Consider the following 15,034-nt stretch of genomic DNA (forward strand, 5'->3'; position numbering starts at 1 on the left):
AGGGCTGCTGCGCTAGCGGAGCCTGCCGCATTTTACACTTGGGCTATTCCTCGCGGGCTTTCACCAATAGGCAGAGTTAATGGAGAATCAGAGGCTTGGCTCGGTTTTCGGGTCGGCCGCCAGTTCCGCATCTTTGCGCATGGCCTCGAGGACCTGCCGCCCTATCTCGATCTGATGGGACAAAGCAAGGGAAGCGATGCCGGGAAATACAAGTCTGGCGCTTTCCAGTATTGATTGCGCCGCTTGGTCGCCTTCGGCGACCTTTTCCGGGAACACGGCGATAAACCACAGTTGAAAGACCTGCGCCTCTACAGGCCCCCCCTCCCGAAACCGAATGTAATCCTCCACCGCCAGAAACAGGATGGCGGCAACATTATCCTCGCGCAGTTCGACGGAGCTTTCAGGGTTCGGGTCTTGCTCGGCGTGCTTGAAAAAGTTCCGGCAGGGCTGGTTGACGTAGTACGTAAGCGTGTGCCCACGTGGCAAGTTTTCGCGCGCCTGCTTGGAGAAGCTGTCCACACCCGCGTTCGTGCAGAGCACGTCGATGATCTCCCAAGCGTTCGATGCCAGCGTGTACACCGAGACGGGATCGCCACCGTCGAAGAAAAGACGAATGGCAGTAACAAGTTGCCGTCGCACCGCGGCGATCTTTGTTACGAGCATGTGCGACTACTCCTCTTCGGGAACTCGATGCGCAATCGCGCCTGCCTCGGTTCGGAACGCACCATTCGGATACGGCCGAGTTGGATGGCCTGGCCAAAAAGTCTAAACGGTTCGCAAAGAATAACTACTCGAAGCAGGCGGACGAGTGAAGAGGCCCTGCATGGCCTCTATGCAATTGCAAGTTGACGCTTCGGCTCGGATGAGATCGGATCGCGGCAAACAAAAACGGGCCCCGAAGGGCCCGTTTTCAATGTCTTGGCGGAAAGGGTGGGATTCGAACCCACGGTACGGTATAACCGTACACCGGATTTCGAGTCCGGCGCATTCGACCACTCTGCCACCTTTCCGACTTCTTGAACGAGGTTTCCCTCGCTCGCTTCACCAAGCTGGTCGCTGTTTGGCGAAGCGAAGATTATAGAACAGCCGCAGCGACATTCCAAGCCCTTTTTCCAAAAAACTTGAAGCGCCGCGCAGCCGATCAGTTCGCCGCCGGCTCCAACCGCTCCACGCCGCCCAAGTACGGACGCAGCGCCGCCGGCACCGCCACCGACCCATCGGCGTTTTGGAAATTCTCGAGCACGGCGACGAGCGTACGGCCCACAGCCAGACCGGAACCGTTCAGCGTATGCACGAGTTCCGGCTTGCCCTGGGCGTTGCGGAAACGCGCCTGCATGCGGCGCGCCTGGAACGACTCGGTATTCGAGCAGCTAGAGATCTCGCGATAGGTGTTCTGCGCCGGCAGCCACACTTCGAGGTCATAGGTCATAGCCGCCGTGAAACCCATGTCGCCCGTGCAGAGCTTAACCACGCGGTACGGCAATTCGAGCTTTTGGAGGATCGCCTCGGCATGGCCGACCATCTGCTCCAGCGCGTCATACGACGCCTCCGGGGCCACGACTTGCACCATCTCGACCTTGTCGAATTGATGCTGACGGATCATCCCGCGCGTGTCGCGGCCGTATGCGCCGGCTTCGGAACGAAAACACGGCGAATGCGCCGTCAACTTGATCGGCAAGGCGGCGGCATCGACGATGCTGTCGCGCACCGTGTTCGTCAACGTGATTTCGGACGTCGAGATCAAATACTGCGTCACGACGTTCTCGCCGCCGCCCTTCTCGACACGGAACATGTCGTCGGCGAATTTGGGCAACTGCCCCGTCCCGTACAAGATCTCGGGATTGACGATGTACGGCGAATACACCTCGGTATAGCCGTGCTGCTGCGTATGCGTATCGAGCATGAACTGCGCAAGCGCACGATGCAGCCGCGCCATCGCGCCGCGCAGCATCGTGAAACGGGCGCCCGACAGCTTGGCGCCCGTTTCGAAATCGAGCCCAAGCGCCGTGCCAACGTCCACGTGGTCCTTGACCTCAAAATCGAACTGGCGCGGCGTACCCCAGCGACGCACCTCGACGTTGTCCTTCTCGTCCGCGCCCACCGGCACGCTTTCGTGCGGCGTATTCGGCATGTCGAGCATCAGTTTCGAGATACGCGCCTGCACGTCGTCGAGTTGGGCGGCCGATGCCTTCATTTCATCGCCAATCCCACCCACTTCGGCCATCAGCGCCGTCGTGTCTTCGCCCTTGCCCTTCATCGCGCCGATCTGCTTCGACAACGTGTTGCGCCGCGATTGCAATTCCTCGGTGCGGGTTTGAATGGCGCGGCGTTCGGCTTCGAGCGCCGAAAACGCGGCCACATCGAGCGTGTAGCCGCGAGCGGCGAGGCGCTTGGCAACGCCGTCGAGGTCTTTGCGCAGCAACTGGATGTCGAGCATGGAAGCGAACTTTCGTGGAATGAAAACGCGATTTTAACGCACCGGGGAGCGTCGCCGCGTGTCGGATTCCACACTCGGCGCGGTCCACTCGATACGCATCGGGCGCGCGCCGCTAATCCGGCTATTCGTCCGCTTGTTCGTCCAGCTTGCGAAGGAACGCCAGCTTCTCGGCGATTTTGATTTCGAGCCCGCGCGGCACCGGCTGATACCAGTTCGGTTCGGACATGCCGTCCGGCAGATAGGTTTCGCCGGCTGCATATGCATGCGGCTCGTCGTGCGCATAGCGGTACTCGTGTCCGTAGCCCAATTCCTTCATGAGCTTGGTCGGCGCGTTACGCAAATGAACCGGCACTTCGCGCGACTTGTCTTGCCGCACGAACGCCGTAGCTTGATTGAACGCGTTGTACCCGGCATTGCTCTTCGGCGCGATGGCGAGATAGATGACGGCCTGCCCCAACGCCAAATCGCCTTCGGGCGAACCCAGCCGTTCGTAGGTCGCGGCCGCGTCGTTCGCCAGTTGCATCGCCCGGGGATCGGCCAGCCCGATGTCCTCCCAGGCCATGCGCACGATGCGGCGCGCGAGGTAGCGGGCATCGGCGCCGCCGTCCAGCATCCGCGTCAACCAATACAGCGCAGCGTCGGGGTGCGACCCGCGCACCGATTTATGCAGCGCCGAGATCTGATCGTAGAAGTTGTCGCCGCCTTTATCGAAGCGGCGCGCGTTCAATGTCAGCGCTTCGCGGATGAAATCGGCCGTGATGTGGTCGGTGCCGGATGCGCGTGCCGCCGCGCTCGTCTGTTCGAGCAAGTTGAGCATGCGGCGCGCATCGCCGTCCGCGTAACCGACGAGCGTCTCGACCGCCGTATCGTCGATCCGCAGATGCGAAAGCACTTTCTCGCGGGCGCGGGCCACCAGTTGCTTCAGTTCGTCCTCGGTCAAGGATTTGAGGACATAGACCTGAGCGCGAGAGAGCAATGCCGAATTCACCTCGAACGAGGGATTTTCGGTCGTCGCTCCGATAAACGTCACGAGGCCCGACTCGGCATACGGCAACAATGCGTCTTGCTGGGCCTTGTTGAACCGGTGAATTTCGTCGACGAACAAGATCGTGTGCTTGCCCATCGCGAGGTGCTGCTCCGCCTGCTCCATGGCCGCACGAATGTCTTTGACGCCCGAGAACACCGCCGACAAGGCGATGAATTCGCACTTGAAGGCGGTCGCCGTCAGGCGCGCCAGCGTCGTCTTGCCGACGCCGGGCGGTCCCCAAAGGATCATCGAATGCGGCTTGCCCGATTCGAACGCCAACCGCAGCGGTTTGCCCGGCCCCAGCAAATGAGACTGACCGATAACCTCGCCCAACGTTTTGGGCCGAAGCGCCTCGGCCAACGGCGCGCTAGGCTCTACCGAAAACAAATCTGACATGTTTCAAACCGCCATGAGCCGGTCAACGCCGAACGCCACGCGATACGCGACGCTCATCCGTTGATCACGTCGGCGCCTTTCGGCACCGTGAACTTGAACGAGCCGGGCTTCAACGCCGGGTTCTTTTGAATATTCGAGAACGTCAGCAGCGTCACGTTACCGAACACGTCGTGCAACTCCATCGCTTCCAGGTTGCCGTCGCGAAAACCGATGCCCACGCTTTGAAACTGCGTGTCGCGTGCCTTCGGCGTCAACTCGAGCCAATCGATGCCGCCCTTCACGCCGGCGTCGCGCAGCGTAAAGTTCTTCTCGAGATCGTTGCTGCCGAACAGGATGGCCGCCGGACTCGCGCCCAACGCGCCACCGAGTTTGCGAATCGTGACTTGATTCAAGTCCTTGTCGTAGACGTAAAGGCTGTCGCCGTCCGCTTGCAGCACCTGCGTGTACGGCTTCTCATACGTCCAGATAAATTTGCCGGGGCGCGCGAACACGAACGTGCCGCTCGACGTGCCGCCAACCGTCGCCACGACGGACCCGCTTGCCGGCGCGTTCTTCGGCGGCGCCTTGACTTCGCGCTGCACGAAATCGCCGCGCGCCGATTGCACTTGCGCGACGAACGCCTTGAGCTGCTCGGTACCGCTCGCGAAAGCCGCGGGAGCGGAGACGAGCAACGCCGCCGCACCGACCATCGTTACACCAAGGGAGCGCACGAGCCCGCGCCCAAGCGAACCCAAAGCGTTCGCGCCGGGCATCTGCAAGCGAACGAACGACGAACGGCGGCCGGATTGAAACGTGTACTGCATCGAATTCAAGATGACTCTCCGTAACGGATCGGAAGTTGTACGCGATCGAGCCGACGAGACAACAAGGCGGCGGCACCCGCCGCCCGCGGTCAATCGCTCTCGCGCGATGGAACGAGAATCTCGCGATTGCCGTTCGACGACATCGCCGAGACGAGCCCCGATTGCTCCATTTGTTCGAGCAGTCGCGCCGCCCGGTTGTAGCCGATGCGCAAATGGCGCTGCACGAGCGAAATCGAGGCGCGGCGGTTCTTGACGACGACTTCGACGGCCTGGTCGTACAGCGGATCGGCCTCGCCGCCCGCTTGTCCCCCACCCGCCGCCGAACCTTCGTCGCCTTCGCCCGCCAAGCCGCCTTCGAGCAAGCCCTCGACGTAGTTCGGCTCGCCCTGCTCCTTGAGCTTCTCGACGACGCGATGCACTTCGTCGTCCGAGACGAACGCGCCGTGCACGCGCACGGGCAACCCCGAGCCGGGCGGCAGATAGAGCATGTCGCCCATGCCGAGCAGCGACTCGGCGCCTTGCTGGTCGAGGATCGTGCGCGAATCGATTCGCGACGACACTTGGAACGCGATGCGCGTCGGCACGTTGGCCTTGATGAGGCCCGTGATGACGTCGACCGACGGCCGCTGCGTCGCCAAAATCAAATGAATCCCGGCCGCCCGCGCCTTTTGCGCGATACGAGCGATCAACTCCTCGACCTTCTTGCCGACGACCATCATGAGGTCGGCCAATTCGTCGATGACCACGACGACGTGCGGCAAGCGCGTGAGCGGCTCGGGCGCGTCGGGCGTCAGGCTGAACGGATTGGGCAGCTTTTCCTCGCGCTTGGCCGCTTCGTCGATCTTGTTGTTGTAGCCGGCCAGATTGCGCACGCCGAGCTTGCTCATGAGCTTATAGCGGCGCTCCATTTCGGCCACGGCCCAATTGAGCGCATGCCCGGCCTGGCGCATATCCGTGACGACGGGACAGAGCAGATGCGGAATCCCTTCGTAGACGCTCATTTCAAGCATCTTCGGATCGATGAGGATCATCCGCACGTCTTCGGCGCTCGCCTTGTAGAGCAGCGAGAGAATCATCGCGTTGATCCCCACCGACTTGCCCGAACCCGTCGTACCGGCCACGAGCAAGTGCGGCATCTTCGCCAGATCGGCGCACACGGGATTGCCGCCGATGTCTTTGCCGAGACCCATCGTGAGTTTCGACGACGCGTCGGCATAGACCTCCGAGCCGAGGATCTCCGACAGACGCACGGTCTGGCGCCGCTGATTCGGCAACTCCAGCGCCATGTAGTTCTTGCCCGGAATCGTCTCGACGACACGGATCGACACGAGCGACAGCGAGCGGGCTAGGTCTTTCGCCAGATTGACGATCTGGCTGCCCTTCACGCCCGTGGCGGGCTCGATTTCGTAACGGGTGACGACCGGTCCCGGATACGCCGCGACGACGCTCACGTCGACGCCGAAATCCTTGAGCTTCTTCTCGATGAGCCGCGACGTGAATTCGAGCGTATCGGCCGAAATCGTCTCTTGCGTGGCGGGCGCAGGATCGAGCAGCGCGATCGGCGGCAACGTGGAATCGCCGGGCAAATCGGCGAACAGCGGGACCTGCTTTTCCTTCTCGACGCGCTCGGATTTGGCCGGCGTGGGGATAGCCGGCACGATCGTCACGGGCTCGTGCTCCTCGAGCCGCACGCGGCTTTGCTCGACCTTGCCCTCGCGCTTGACGGCGGCGGCTTCGCCCAGCTTGCGATCGCGGCCCGCCTCGCGCCGCAACTTCGCGAACGTGACGGCCGAAATGATCGAATCGCCGACGCGTTCGGCCACCGAGAGCCAGGAGAAGCGGAAATAGAGCGACAGACCGATGCCGAGCGCGATCAGCAGCGCAAGCGTGCCGCCCGTGAAGCCGAGCGCATGCGAGACGCCGCGCGCCACCGCGTCGCCGACGATGCCGCCCGGCGCGCGCGGCAACGGCAGACGCAGCGACCACATCCGCAGCGCCTCGATGCCGTCGCTCGCCAGCAGGACGAGCACGAATGCGAACGCATCGGCGATCCAGGCGCCGTCGCGCGGCAGGTCCTCCTCGGCCTCGCCCTGCCGGCTCAAGCGCCGGTAGTTCGCACTGATGCGGCGCACGAGCAGCACCACCCACCAATAGGTGGAGAGCCCGAACAGCAACAGCAGGATGTCCGATGTCCAGGCGCCCACGCGGCCGGCCCAATTCGAGATGCGATCGACTTGCGCCGCGTGCGTCCAGCTCGGATCGTGGCGGCTGTAACTGACGAGCGCCATCACGAGGAACACGCAAAGCGCGACCTGCAAGATCCAACGGATTTCGGTGAAAAGGCGCGACATGCGATGCGGTAACGCTTGCGCAGGCGCCGAATAAGGAGCTTTGGCCATGAATCCGTAGCAGCATGGCGGGCGCACCCGCCAGGAGTTCGATGCGGGCTATTGTAAACGTTGCGTCGGACCACAGGCTGTAAATGACCGTAACGGGACCGTAATGGCATGCGAACGGCCGGGGCGCCGGCGCACCCGCGGCTCGCGCCCGGCGGGGCAAACGCTATCGCGGCGATTGAGGACGTGCTCAGCGGGGCATCCGGCGCCCCTTTATAATCACGCACGTATGCCCAACTTAGACGCAGGGCAACGCGCTCGCGGCCCGGCCCGGCGCGGCGCACCCGCCGGGCAGCTCCCCGCGGCATCTTTCTTACGGAACGAACAATCATGTCCACGCGCAAACACGCCAAAGTGCTCATCCTCGGTTCCGGCCCCGCCGGCTACACGGCCGCCGTCTACGCCGCGCGCGCGAATCTCTCTCCCGTGCTCGTGACCGGCCTTGCCCAAGGCGGCCAACTGATGACGACGACGGACGTGGAAAATTGGCCCGCCGACGCGAACGGCGTCCAAGGCCCCGAACTCATGCAGCGTTTCCTCGAGCACGCCGAGCGTTTCAACACCGAAATCGTGTTCGACCATATCCACACGGCCAAGCTGCACGAAAAACCGATCCGCCTCATCGGCGATTCGGGCGAATACACATGCGATTCGCTGATCATCGCGACGGGCGCCTCGGCTCAGTACCTGGGTCTGCCGTCGGAGGAAGCGTTCTCCGGCCGCGGCGTGTCGGCCTGCGCGACCTGCGACGGCTTTTTCTACAAGAAGCAGCACGTGGCCGTCGTGGGCGGCGGCAACACGGCTGTCGAAGAGGCGCTCTATCTGGCCGGCATCGCGAGCAAGGTCACGGTCATCCACCGTCGCGACAAATTCCGCGCCGAACCGATCCTCATCGACCGCCTGCTCGAAAAAGAGAAGGAAGGCGTCGTCGAGATCAAATGGAATCACGTGCTCGACGAAGTCACCGGCGACGATTCGGGCGTCACCGGCGTGCGCATCAAGCACACGCAAACGGGCGCCACGACCGACGTCGCGCTGCAAGGCGTTTTCATCGCGATCGGCCATAAGCCGAACACGGACATCTTCGAAGGCCAGCTCGAGATGAAGAACGGCTACATCATCACGAACGGCGGCTTGAACGGCAACGCCACGGGCACGAGCGTGCCGGGCGTATTCGCGGCCGGCGACGTGCAAGACCACGTCTACCGCCAGGCGATCACGAGCGCCGGCACGGGCTGCATGGCCGCGCTCGACGCGCAGCGTTACCTGGAAAGCGTGCACGAACTGCACCAAGACCATGTCATGAGCGCGGAAGCCGACCGGTAAAATAGCGATTGGCGGGCTCCGCTCGGCGCCGATGCCGAGCACGCGCCGCCTGTCGCCGTCGGATCAGGGCCGCGGCCGCCAGCCAGCGGCCCTTTTTACGCCATTCGGTCGGTCGCCGGCTCACTCGCCGCAGCGTTGTCGCATTCGATTTCAGTCGTCGTCGGTATCTGTCATGTCAAAGAATCGTCCCCGTCCCAGCGCAACCCCGCCCGCCAAGGCCGGTTCGAGCGTCGGCGGCCTTGCCGATCTCGCCTCGCTGCGCGACGCTCTGAAACAGAGCGCGGCCGAACGCGAACGCGAGCGGATCGCGGCGGAGAAGGCCGCCCGCGAAGCGGCGGCCGATGCGGACCTGTTCCGTCGTGAGATCGGCGAAGTGGCGCCGATCGCCGCCGCGGCGCGCGCCGTCCATGGCCGCACGCCGCCGGCCGCGCTGCCCCTGCAGACCCGGCGTGACGAACAAGCCGTGCTGACCGAAGCGATCTCCGACGAATTCGACCCCGAAGTGCTGCTCGACACGGACGAATCACTGTTCTATTGCCGCCCGGGCGTCAGCCAAGAAGTCGTACGCAAGCTGCGCCGCGGCGATTGGATCGTGCAGGCCCAACTCGATCTGCACGGCATGCGCCGAGAGGAGGCGCGCGAGGCACTGGCGGAGTTCATTCGCGAGACAGTCAAACGCGGGTTGCGCTGCATACGCGTCATTCACGGCAAGGGATTGGGTTCGGTCGGCAAGGAGCCGGTCTTGAAGGGAAAGGTTCGCGCATGGCTCGTGCAGAAAGCGGAAGTCATCGCGTTTTGCCAAGCGCGGCCGCATGACGGCGGCGCGGGCGCGGTGCTCGTGCTGCTCCAACCGGGCCTCACCCGGCCGGGCGCCGCGCGCCAAGACCGAGGCGCCGACAGTGCATCCTAGGCTCACGTTCGCGCTCGCCATTATCGAGGGCCTCGCGATCCTCGCCTACGCATTCTCCGGTTTTATCGAGGCGCGCAAACGCAGGCTCGATGCCGTGGGCACCTTCCTCGTCGCGCTGGCGACCGCGTTCGGCGGCGGCACCGTGCGCGACGTCCTGCTCGAGCGGCGCCCGTTCTACTGGGTCGAGCATGAAACGTATGTCGTCGTCATCTTCGTGCTGTCATTGTTCGCGCCGTTCGTGCTGCGCATGGCCTCGCGCGTCTTCAACGAACGCGCGTTGCTCGTGGCCGACGCCATCGGTCTCGGGCTATTCAGCATCTCGGGGACATCGATCGCCCTCGATGCGCAGATGCCCGCGTTCATCGCCGTGATGATGGGCGTCGTGACGGGTGTGTTCGGCGGCATGATTCGCGACGTCGTTTGCAACGAGGTGCCGCTGCTATTGCGCGATTCCCGGCCGTACGCCACCTGTGCGTTCGCCGGCTGCTGGCTCTATCTGCTGCTCGATCGGCTGCAGTTCGATTCGGTGTACAGCGTCATCGCGGCAACCGCCTTCATCCTCGTCGCGCGGCTCGTCACGTTCAAGTTCGACGTCCGGCTGCCGCATTGATGACGGGCTTTGGTGCTATCGGGCGGTCACGTCGACCGCCACCTCGACCACATGCTCGCCGCCGCCGAGGATGATGCCGCGCAGCAGCGAGACGTCGCTATAGTCGCGCCCGAACGCGAGCGTGACATGGTCCAAATCGGCCAGCACGTCGTTCGTCGGATCGAGATCGACCCAACCCACGCTCGGGCAAAACACCGAGAGCCAAGCATGCGAGGCGTCGGCGCCGACTAGCCGCGGCGTCCCCTCCGGTGGCACCGTGCGCAGATAACCGCTCACATACCGCGCCGCCAAACCGAGCGAGCGCAGCGCACCGATCATGACCTGCGCGAAGTCCTGACAGACGCCTTGCCGCAAGCGGAAGGCGCGCAATGCCGGCGTGTCGAACTCGGTCGCTTGCGTCTCATAGGTGAAATCGGCATGGACCCGATGCATGAGATCGATCGCGCCGGCTACGAGCGGCGTACCGGCCGCGAAACTCGGCAGCGCGTACTCGCGCAGCTCGGGCGCGAGCGCGACATTGGGCGACGCGAAGACGAATTCGCTCTCGGGCATATACGCCCCGCCCGCGCGATAGCGCAGCGCATCGGCCACTTGCTCCCAGGCCGGCGTCGCGGATGCGGCGAGCTCATCCCACCGCCGCGTGAGCACCACCGTCGTTTCACTCGTCACCCGCAAGTGTTCATGCGGCGCATCGAAGGAAAAGTAGCGCACTTCGTTGCCGAAGGCATCGACGTGCGAAGCCTCGTACGACGGTCCCGGATCGATAGACAAGCGATGCGAGATCACGTGCTGCCAGGCGCAATCGAGCGGCCGGATCGCGGCAAGATGCTGCGCTCGCTCGACGGGCGTCGAGTAGCGGTAGGTCGTGTCGTGCACGATCGATAGCGTGATCTCGTCACTCATGAGGACACCCTCGATCCGCGCGCGCGGTCCGCATGAATGAAATAACGGGCGCTGATGTCATCCGAGGCGGCGGCGACACGCGCGGCGAGCGCGTCGCACAGCGCAACGAGCGTGGCGTAGCGCCCCTGCGCGTCGGTTGCGCATAGATCTTCGAGCGTCGGCAACGGCAATACGGCGGCCATCGGCGGGCCGCCCGCCGCGCGAGCGATCTCGTCGAGTTTCGCCGCGAGCCGGTCATAGACGCCGTAGAGTCCGCGCGGGTTGGTCGGATCGACGACGAGCAAATCGATCAGCGCGGGCACCTCGAGCCGCCCGGGATAGAGCGAGCGATAAGTCAGGGTGCTGTCGAAAAGCTGCAACAAGACGTCGAAACCGGCCGGGGTCGCCAACATGCCCGCATCGGTCACGACCCGCAGGAACGTCGTCATGCCGATCACGCGTTCGATATGGCGCCCGGCGAACAGCAGCCGCCATGCCTCGTCGCGCACCATGCGATCGCCCTGCGCGCCGCTGATCGCCGACAGTTGCATGGCCAGTGTCTCCAGCGCGCCCATCAGCGCGACGCGGTCGTACGATTCGTGGCGCTCGCGGCGCGGCGCGTCCTCACCGCCCTGTTCCGCCGCGCCCATGGACGGCGCCAGCGATAGCCTCTGCAACGCATCGCGAAAATCGTTGCGCGCGGCGAGGATCGTGCGCCAATGATCGTTCGAAAGCCGCGCGCGAATCTCGCCGCAGGCACGGGCCTGGCTCGCGATAATCCGTCCCACGCTCGCCGTGCCGGAATGCTCATGCAGGGAAGCGGCCAGCATGCGCTCGAACGCGTGACGCGAACCGCGGGCCACCGTATCGACGGCCGGAATCAACTCGAACCGCGCGGCTAGCTCGGCCAGCGTTCCGAGCATCGCCTCGGAATCGTGGTCGTCGAGCGAACCCAGAATCAAGCGCGCGAGCCGCACGCTGTTTTCCGCACGCTCGCTATAGCGCCCGGCCCAAAATAGATTTTCCGCGGCGCGGCTCGATACCGTGCGCCGCCGATTCGCGAAATCGCCGGGCTTCATCGGCGAAGGCAACAGCGAAAACGGATTGGCCGGCCGGCTCGACAACACCCATGTGTCGACGCTGCTGCCGCCCGATTGCATCGATACGCTCGTTTGCTGTTCGCCGGCCGTGCGGGTGAACGCCCCAGGCAACACATGCCAGCCGCCCGACGTCGTGGCGATCGCATACACGCGTAAAACGCTCGGCCGGCGCGTCAGCGCACCGTCCTCGTAGCGCGGCGTGCATGAATGCGGCAACGGTGCTTGGATCGTAAAGGCGTCGGGTGCGGCTTGCACGCGGGCATGCCAATCGGCGAGCCGCTGCGGGCCGGCCGCGAGTCCCGGCGGCGCCTCGTACGTGGAAGGGTATGGCAGCCCAGCCCAGGTCGGCGTGAGCCAGCCTTGCTCGAGCCGTGCAAATGCCTCCTCGCGCACGGCCGCTTCGCCGCACCACCAACTGGCGACGCCCGGCAAGGCGAGCGTTTCGCCGAAAAGCGCGGCGGCAATGCCGGGCAAGAAGCCATGCAGCGCGGGCGACTCGACGACGCTCGCGCCCGGCGTGTTCGAGACGACGACATTGCCCGCGCGCAGCACCTGCAACAGCCCCGGCACGCCGATCGTCGAATCGGCGCGCAGCTCGACGGGGTCGCAGAACGTATCGTCGAGGCGGCGCAATAGGCCATGGACGCGCTCGAGCCCCGCTAACGTCTTCAGATAGAGCTTGTCGCCGCGCACGGTCAAATCGTTCCCTTCGACGAGCGTGAGGCCCAGATATCGCGCGAGAAACGCATGCTCGAAGTAGGTCTCGCTGAAGGGCCCGGGACTCAGCAACGCGATATGGGGCGAGCCCGCACGGGCCCGGCGCTCATCCTCGGTCATCGTTTCGCGCGCCGCTTGCGCGAGCGTCGCGATCAATTGCGAATACGACGGTGCCAAGCGCCGCACCCCGAGCGAGCGAAACGGCTCGGCGAACAAATTGGCGACGATGAGCCGGTTTTCGAGCGCATAGCCGAGCCCCGACGGCGCCTGCGTCCGATGGCCGACGACAGTCCACTCGCCCTGCGGCCCCCGCGCGAGGTCGACGGCGACGATCTGCAGATAACGTCCGCCCGGCGGCACGCAGCCTTTCATCGCGCGCAGATAGCCCGGGTGTCCGAAGACGAGCGCCGGCGGCAATAGTCCCTGCGCGAGCAGCGTCTGCGGCCCGTAAATATCGGCAACGAGCGCTTCGAGCAGCCGCGCGCGCTGCGCGACGCCGCGCTCGATGGCGGTCCATTCGCCCTCTTCGACGATAAACGGCAACGGATCGAGCGCCCACGGCCGCGCCTCGCCGTTGTCGGCATAGACGTTATAGGTGATGTCGTTGTCGCGGATTTGCCGTGCGACCGTGGCCGCGGCATCCTCCAGGTTCGCCATGCCGTCTTCGCCGAGCAGGCCGAAAAAGCGCCGCCAAGGCGCGCGCAGCGCACCGGAGGCATCGCGCAGTTCGTCCCAATGGCCCGCTCGGGCAGGAACTTCGTATAGGCGCGCGACGATATCGGCGACATCGGCCGCCCCATCGAACGGCAGGGTCGATTGAAAAGGCAAATTGCTCTCTAGCTTCGGTCAGTCGCTTCACTCCACGCGGCGCAAATCGAGCGTGAACGGCATCTCGAGGCTGCGCTCGCGCGTCTTCACGGACATCGGCCCGGGCGTATGGCCGATCGTGAAGAAGCGCGCGCGCCGCCGGCTCTGCGCTTCATAGGCGTTGACAGGAAACGTCTGATAATTTCGTCCACCCGGATGGGCGACATGATACTGGCATCCGCCCAAGGAGCGCCCGGCCCAGGTGTCGACGAGATCGAACGTGAGCGGCGCATGCACCCCAATCGTGGGATGCAGTGACGCCGCCGGCTGCCAAGCGCGAAACCGCACGCCGGCCACGTATTCCCCCGCGCGCCCCGTAGGTTGTAGCGGCAACGGCACGCCGCCCACGGTGACCTGGTGACGGTTTTCGTTGAGTCCGAGCGCAAGTACCTCGATGCGCTCCAGCGACGAATCGACGAAACGCACCGTGCCGCCCGGCGCCCCCTCCTCTCCCATCACATGCCAAGGCTCGAGGGCGTGGCGCAACGTCAGCCGCACGCCGCACGCGTCCAACTCGCCGACGAGCGGGAAGCGGAATTCGAAGTGCGGCGCGAACCAGCTTCGGTCGAACGCGTATCCGGCCGTCCGCAGTTCGGATAAGACATCGTCGAAGTCCATCCGCACGAACGTGCCGAGCATGAAGCGATCGTGCAATTCGGTACCCCAGCGCGTGAGCCTCGTCGCATACGGCGTACGCCAAAAACGTGCCACGAGCGCGCGCAGCAAAAGTTGCTGAGCAAGACTCATGCGCGCGTGCGGCGGCATCTCGAAGCCGCGCATCTCGAGCAAGCCTAGCCGGCCTGTAGGTCCATCGGGCGAGTAAAGCTTGTCGATGCAAAACTCGGCGCGATGCGTATTGCCCGTCACATCGATCAAAATGTTGCGCAGCGTCCGGTCGATGAGCCAAGGCGGCACCGCCTGCCCGCCTGCGTCGAGCGCCGCGAGCCGGTCCACCTGACTTTGCAGTTCGCGAAACGCGATCTCGAGTTCGTAGACCTGATCGTTGCGGGCCTCGTCGAGGCGCGGCGCCTGGCTCGTCGGTCCGATGAAGAGCCCAGAGAACAAGTACGACAACGACGGATGGTTGTGCCAATATGCGATCAGACTCGCCAGCAAGTCGGGACGGCGCAGGAACGGACTGTCGGCCGGCGTCGCGCCGCCGAGCACCATATGGTTGCCGCCGCCGGTACCCGTATGACGCCCGTCGAGCATGAATTTCTCGGGGCCGAGATACGACTCGCGCGCGGCGCCGTAGAGGAATTCGGTGTTTGCGACGAGTTCGCCCCAATTCGAAGCCGGATGGACGTTGACTTCGACCACGCCCGGATCGGGCGTGACCTGCAGTAGTTTCAAGCGCGCGTCGCGCGGCGGCGGATAGCCCTCGATCACGATCTTGACCTGCAACGCGGCCGCCGTGGCTTCGACGGCCGCCAGCAGATCGAGGTAATCGTCCAACTGCGCCAGGGGCGGCATGAATACGTATAGCGCGCCGCTCTCGCGCCCGCCGGCCACAGCGTCGGCCTCCGCGCGCGGCCCGGCCGCGCGCGCGGGGTCGCGGGCTTC

The 15,034-nt window shown here is 64.6% G+C and carries 11 protein-coding genes and 1 tRNA gene; 3 read left to right on the forward strand and 9 right to left on the reverse strand.

The genetic code is table 11. From position 1 onward, the window contains the following. Positions 1–87: 87 nt before the first annotated feature. From DXT59_RS04425 to DXT59_RS04450, 6 genes are all read right to left on the reverse strand, one after another. The gene (locus DXT59_RS04425; protein ID WP_116135702.1) at positions 88–663 is read right to left on the reverse strand and encodes a hypothetical protein; all 576 of its coding nucleotides are present in this window, start codon (positions 661–663) and stop codon (positions 88–90) included. 256 nt (positions 664–919) lie between these two features. Next, positions 920–1,010: transfer RNA gene (locus DXT59_RS04430), tRNA-Ser, on the reverse strand. A gap of 131 nt (positions 1,011–1,141) precedes the next feature. Then, a complete protein-coding gene (gene serS / locus DXT59_RS04435; RefSeq protein WP_116135703.1) occupies positions 1,142–2,437 on the reverse strand; it encodes a serine--tRNA ligase in 1,296 nt (431 codons plus the stop codon). A 121-nt stretch (positions 2,438–2,558) separates the two neighbouring features. Next, positions 2,559–3,860 (reverse strand): replication-associated recombination protein A, encoded by a 1,302-nt coding sequence (locus tag DXT59_RS04440; protein WP_116135704.1) that lies wholly within the window; start codon positions 3,858–3,860, stop codon positions 2,559–2,561. 53 nt (positions 3,861–3,913) lie between these two features. Beyond that, positions 3,914–4,612, reverse strand: a complete 699-nt coding sequence (lolA, locus tag DXT59_RS04445; RefSeq protein ID WP_116135729.1) for an outer membrane lipoprotein chaperone LolA — start codon at positions 4,610–4,612, stop codon at positions 3,914–3,916. A 140-nt stretch (positions 4,613–4,752) separates the two neighbouring features. Continuing rightward, positions 4,753–7,062: a DNA translocase FtsK gene (locus tag DXT59_RS04450; RefSeq protein WP_116135705.1), complete on the reverse strand. Its 2,310-nt coding sequence runs from the start codon at positions 7,060–7,062 to the stop codon at positions 4,753–4,755. A gap of 327 nt (positions 7,063–7,389) precedes the next feature. Here DXT59_RS04450 and trxB point away from each other — a divergent pair, with 327 nt between their 5' ends. The 3 genes from trxB to DXT59_RS04465 all read left to right on the forward strand — a co-directional run bounded on the left by trxB (position 7,390) and on the right by DXT59_RS04465 (position 9,905). Next, positions 7,390–8,385 (forward strand): thioredoxin-disulfide reductase, encoded by a 996-nt coding sequence (trxB, locus tag DXT59_RS04455; protein WP_116135706.1) that lies wholly within the window; start codon positions 7,390–7,392, stop codon positions 8,383–8,385. A gap of 172 nt (positions 8,386–8,557) precedes the next feature. Beyond that, positions 8,558–9,295, forward strand: coding sequence for a Smr/MutS family protein (locus DXT59_RS04460; protein WP_116135707.1), 738 nt, complete (start codon positions 8,558–8,560; stop codon positions 9,293–9,295). Then, a complete protein-coding gene (locus tag DXT59_RS04465) occupies positions 9,285–9,905 on the forward strand; it encodes a trimeric intracellular cation channel family protein (RefSeq protein ID WP_116135708.1) in 621 nt (206 codons plus the stop codon). The genes DXT59_RS04460 and DXT59_RS04465 overlap by 11 nt, the downstream gene beginning before the upstream one ends. Before the next feature lie 15 nt (positions 9,906–9,920). On the opposite strand, the gene DXT59_RS04470 is transcribed toward DXT59_RS04465, so the two are convergent. The 3 genes from DXT59_RS04470 to DXT59_RS04480 all read right to left on the reverse strand — a co-directional run. Further along, the gene (locus DXT59_RS04470) at positions 9,921–10,808 is read right to left on the reverse strand and encodes a transglutaminase family protein (protein WP_116135709.1); all 888 of its coding nucleotides are present in this window, start codon (positions 10,806–10,808) and stop codon (positions 9,921–9,923) included. Then, the gene (locus DXT59_RS04475; protein WP_116135710.1) at positions 10,805–13,432 is read right to left on the reverse strand and encodes a circularly permuted type 2 ATP-grasp protein; all 2,628 of its coding nucleotides are present in this window, start codon (positions 13,430–13,432) and stop codon (positions 10,805–10,807) included. Before DXT59_RS04475 ends, DXT59_RS04470 begins: the two co-directional genes overlap by 4 nt. A gap of 27 nt (positions 13,433–13,459) precedes the next feature. After that, the coding region (locus DXT59_RS04480; protein WP_162877944.1) for a transglutaminase family protein at positions 13,460–15,034 on the reverse strand (1,575 nt) is incomplete at its 5' end.

The organism is Trinickia diaoshuihuensis (assembly GCF_003390925.1).
In the GTDB taxonomy this organism is placed as follows: domain Bacteria; phylum Pseudomonadota; class Gammaproteobacteria; order Burkholderiales; family Burkholderiaceae; genus Trinickia; species Trinickia diaoshuihuensis.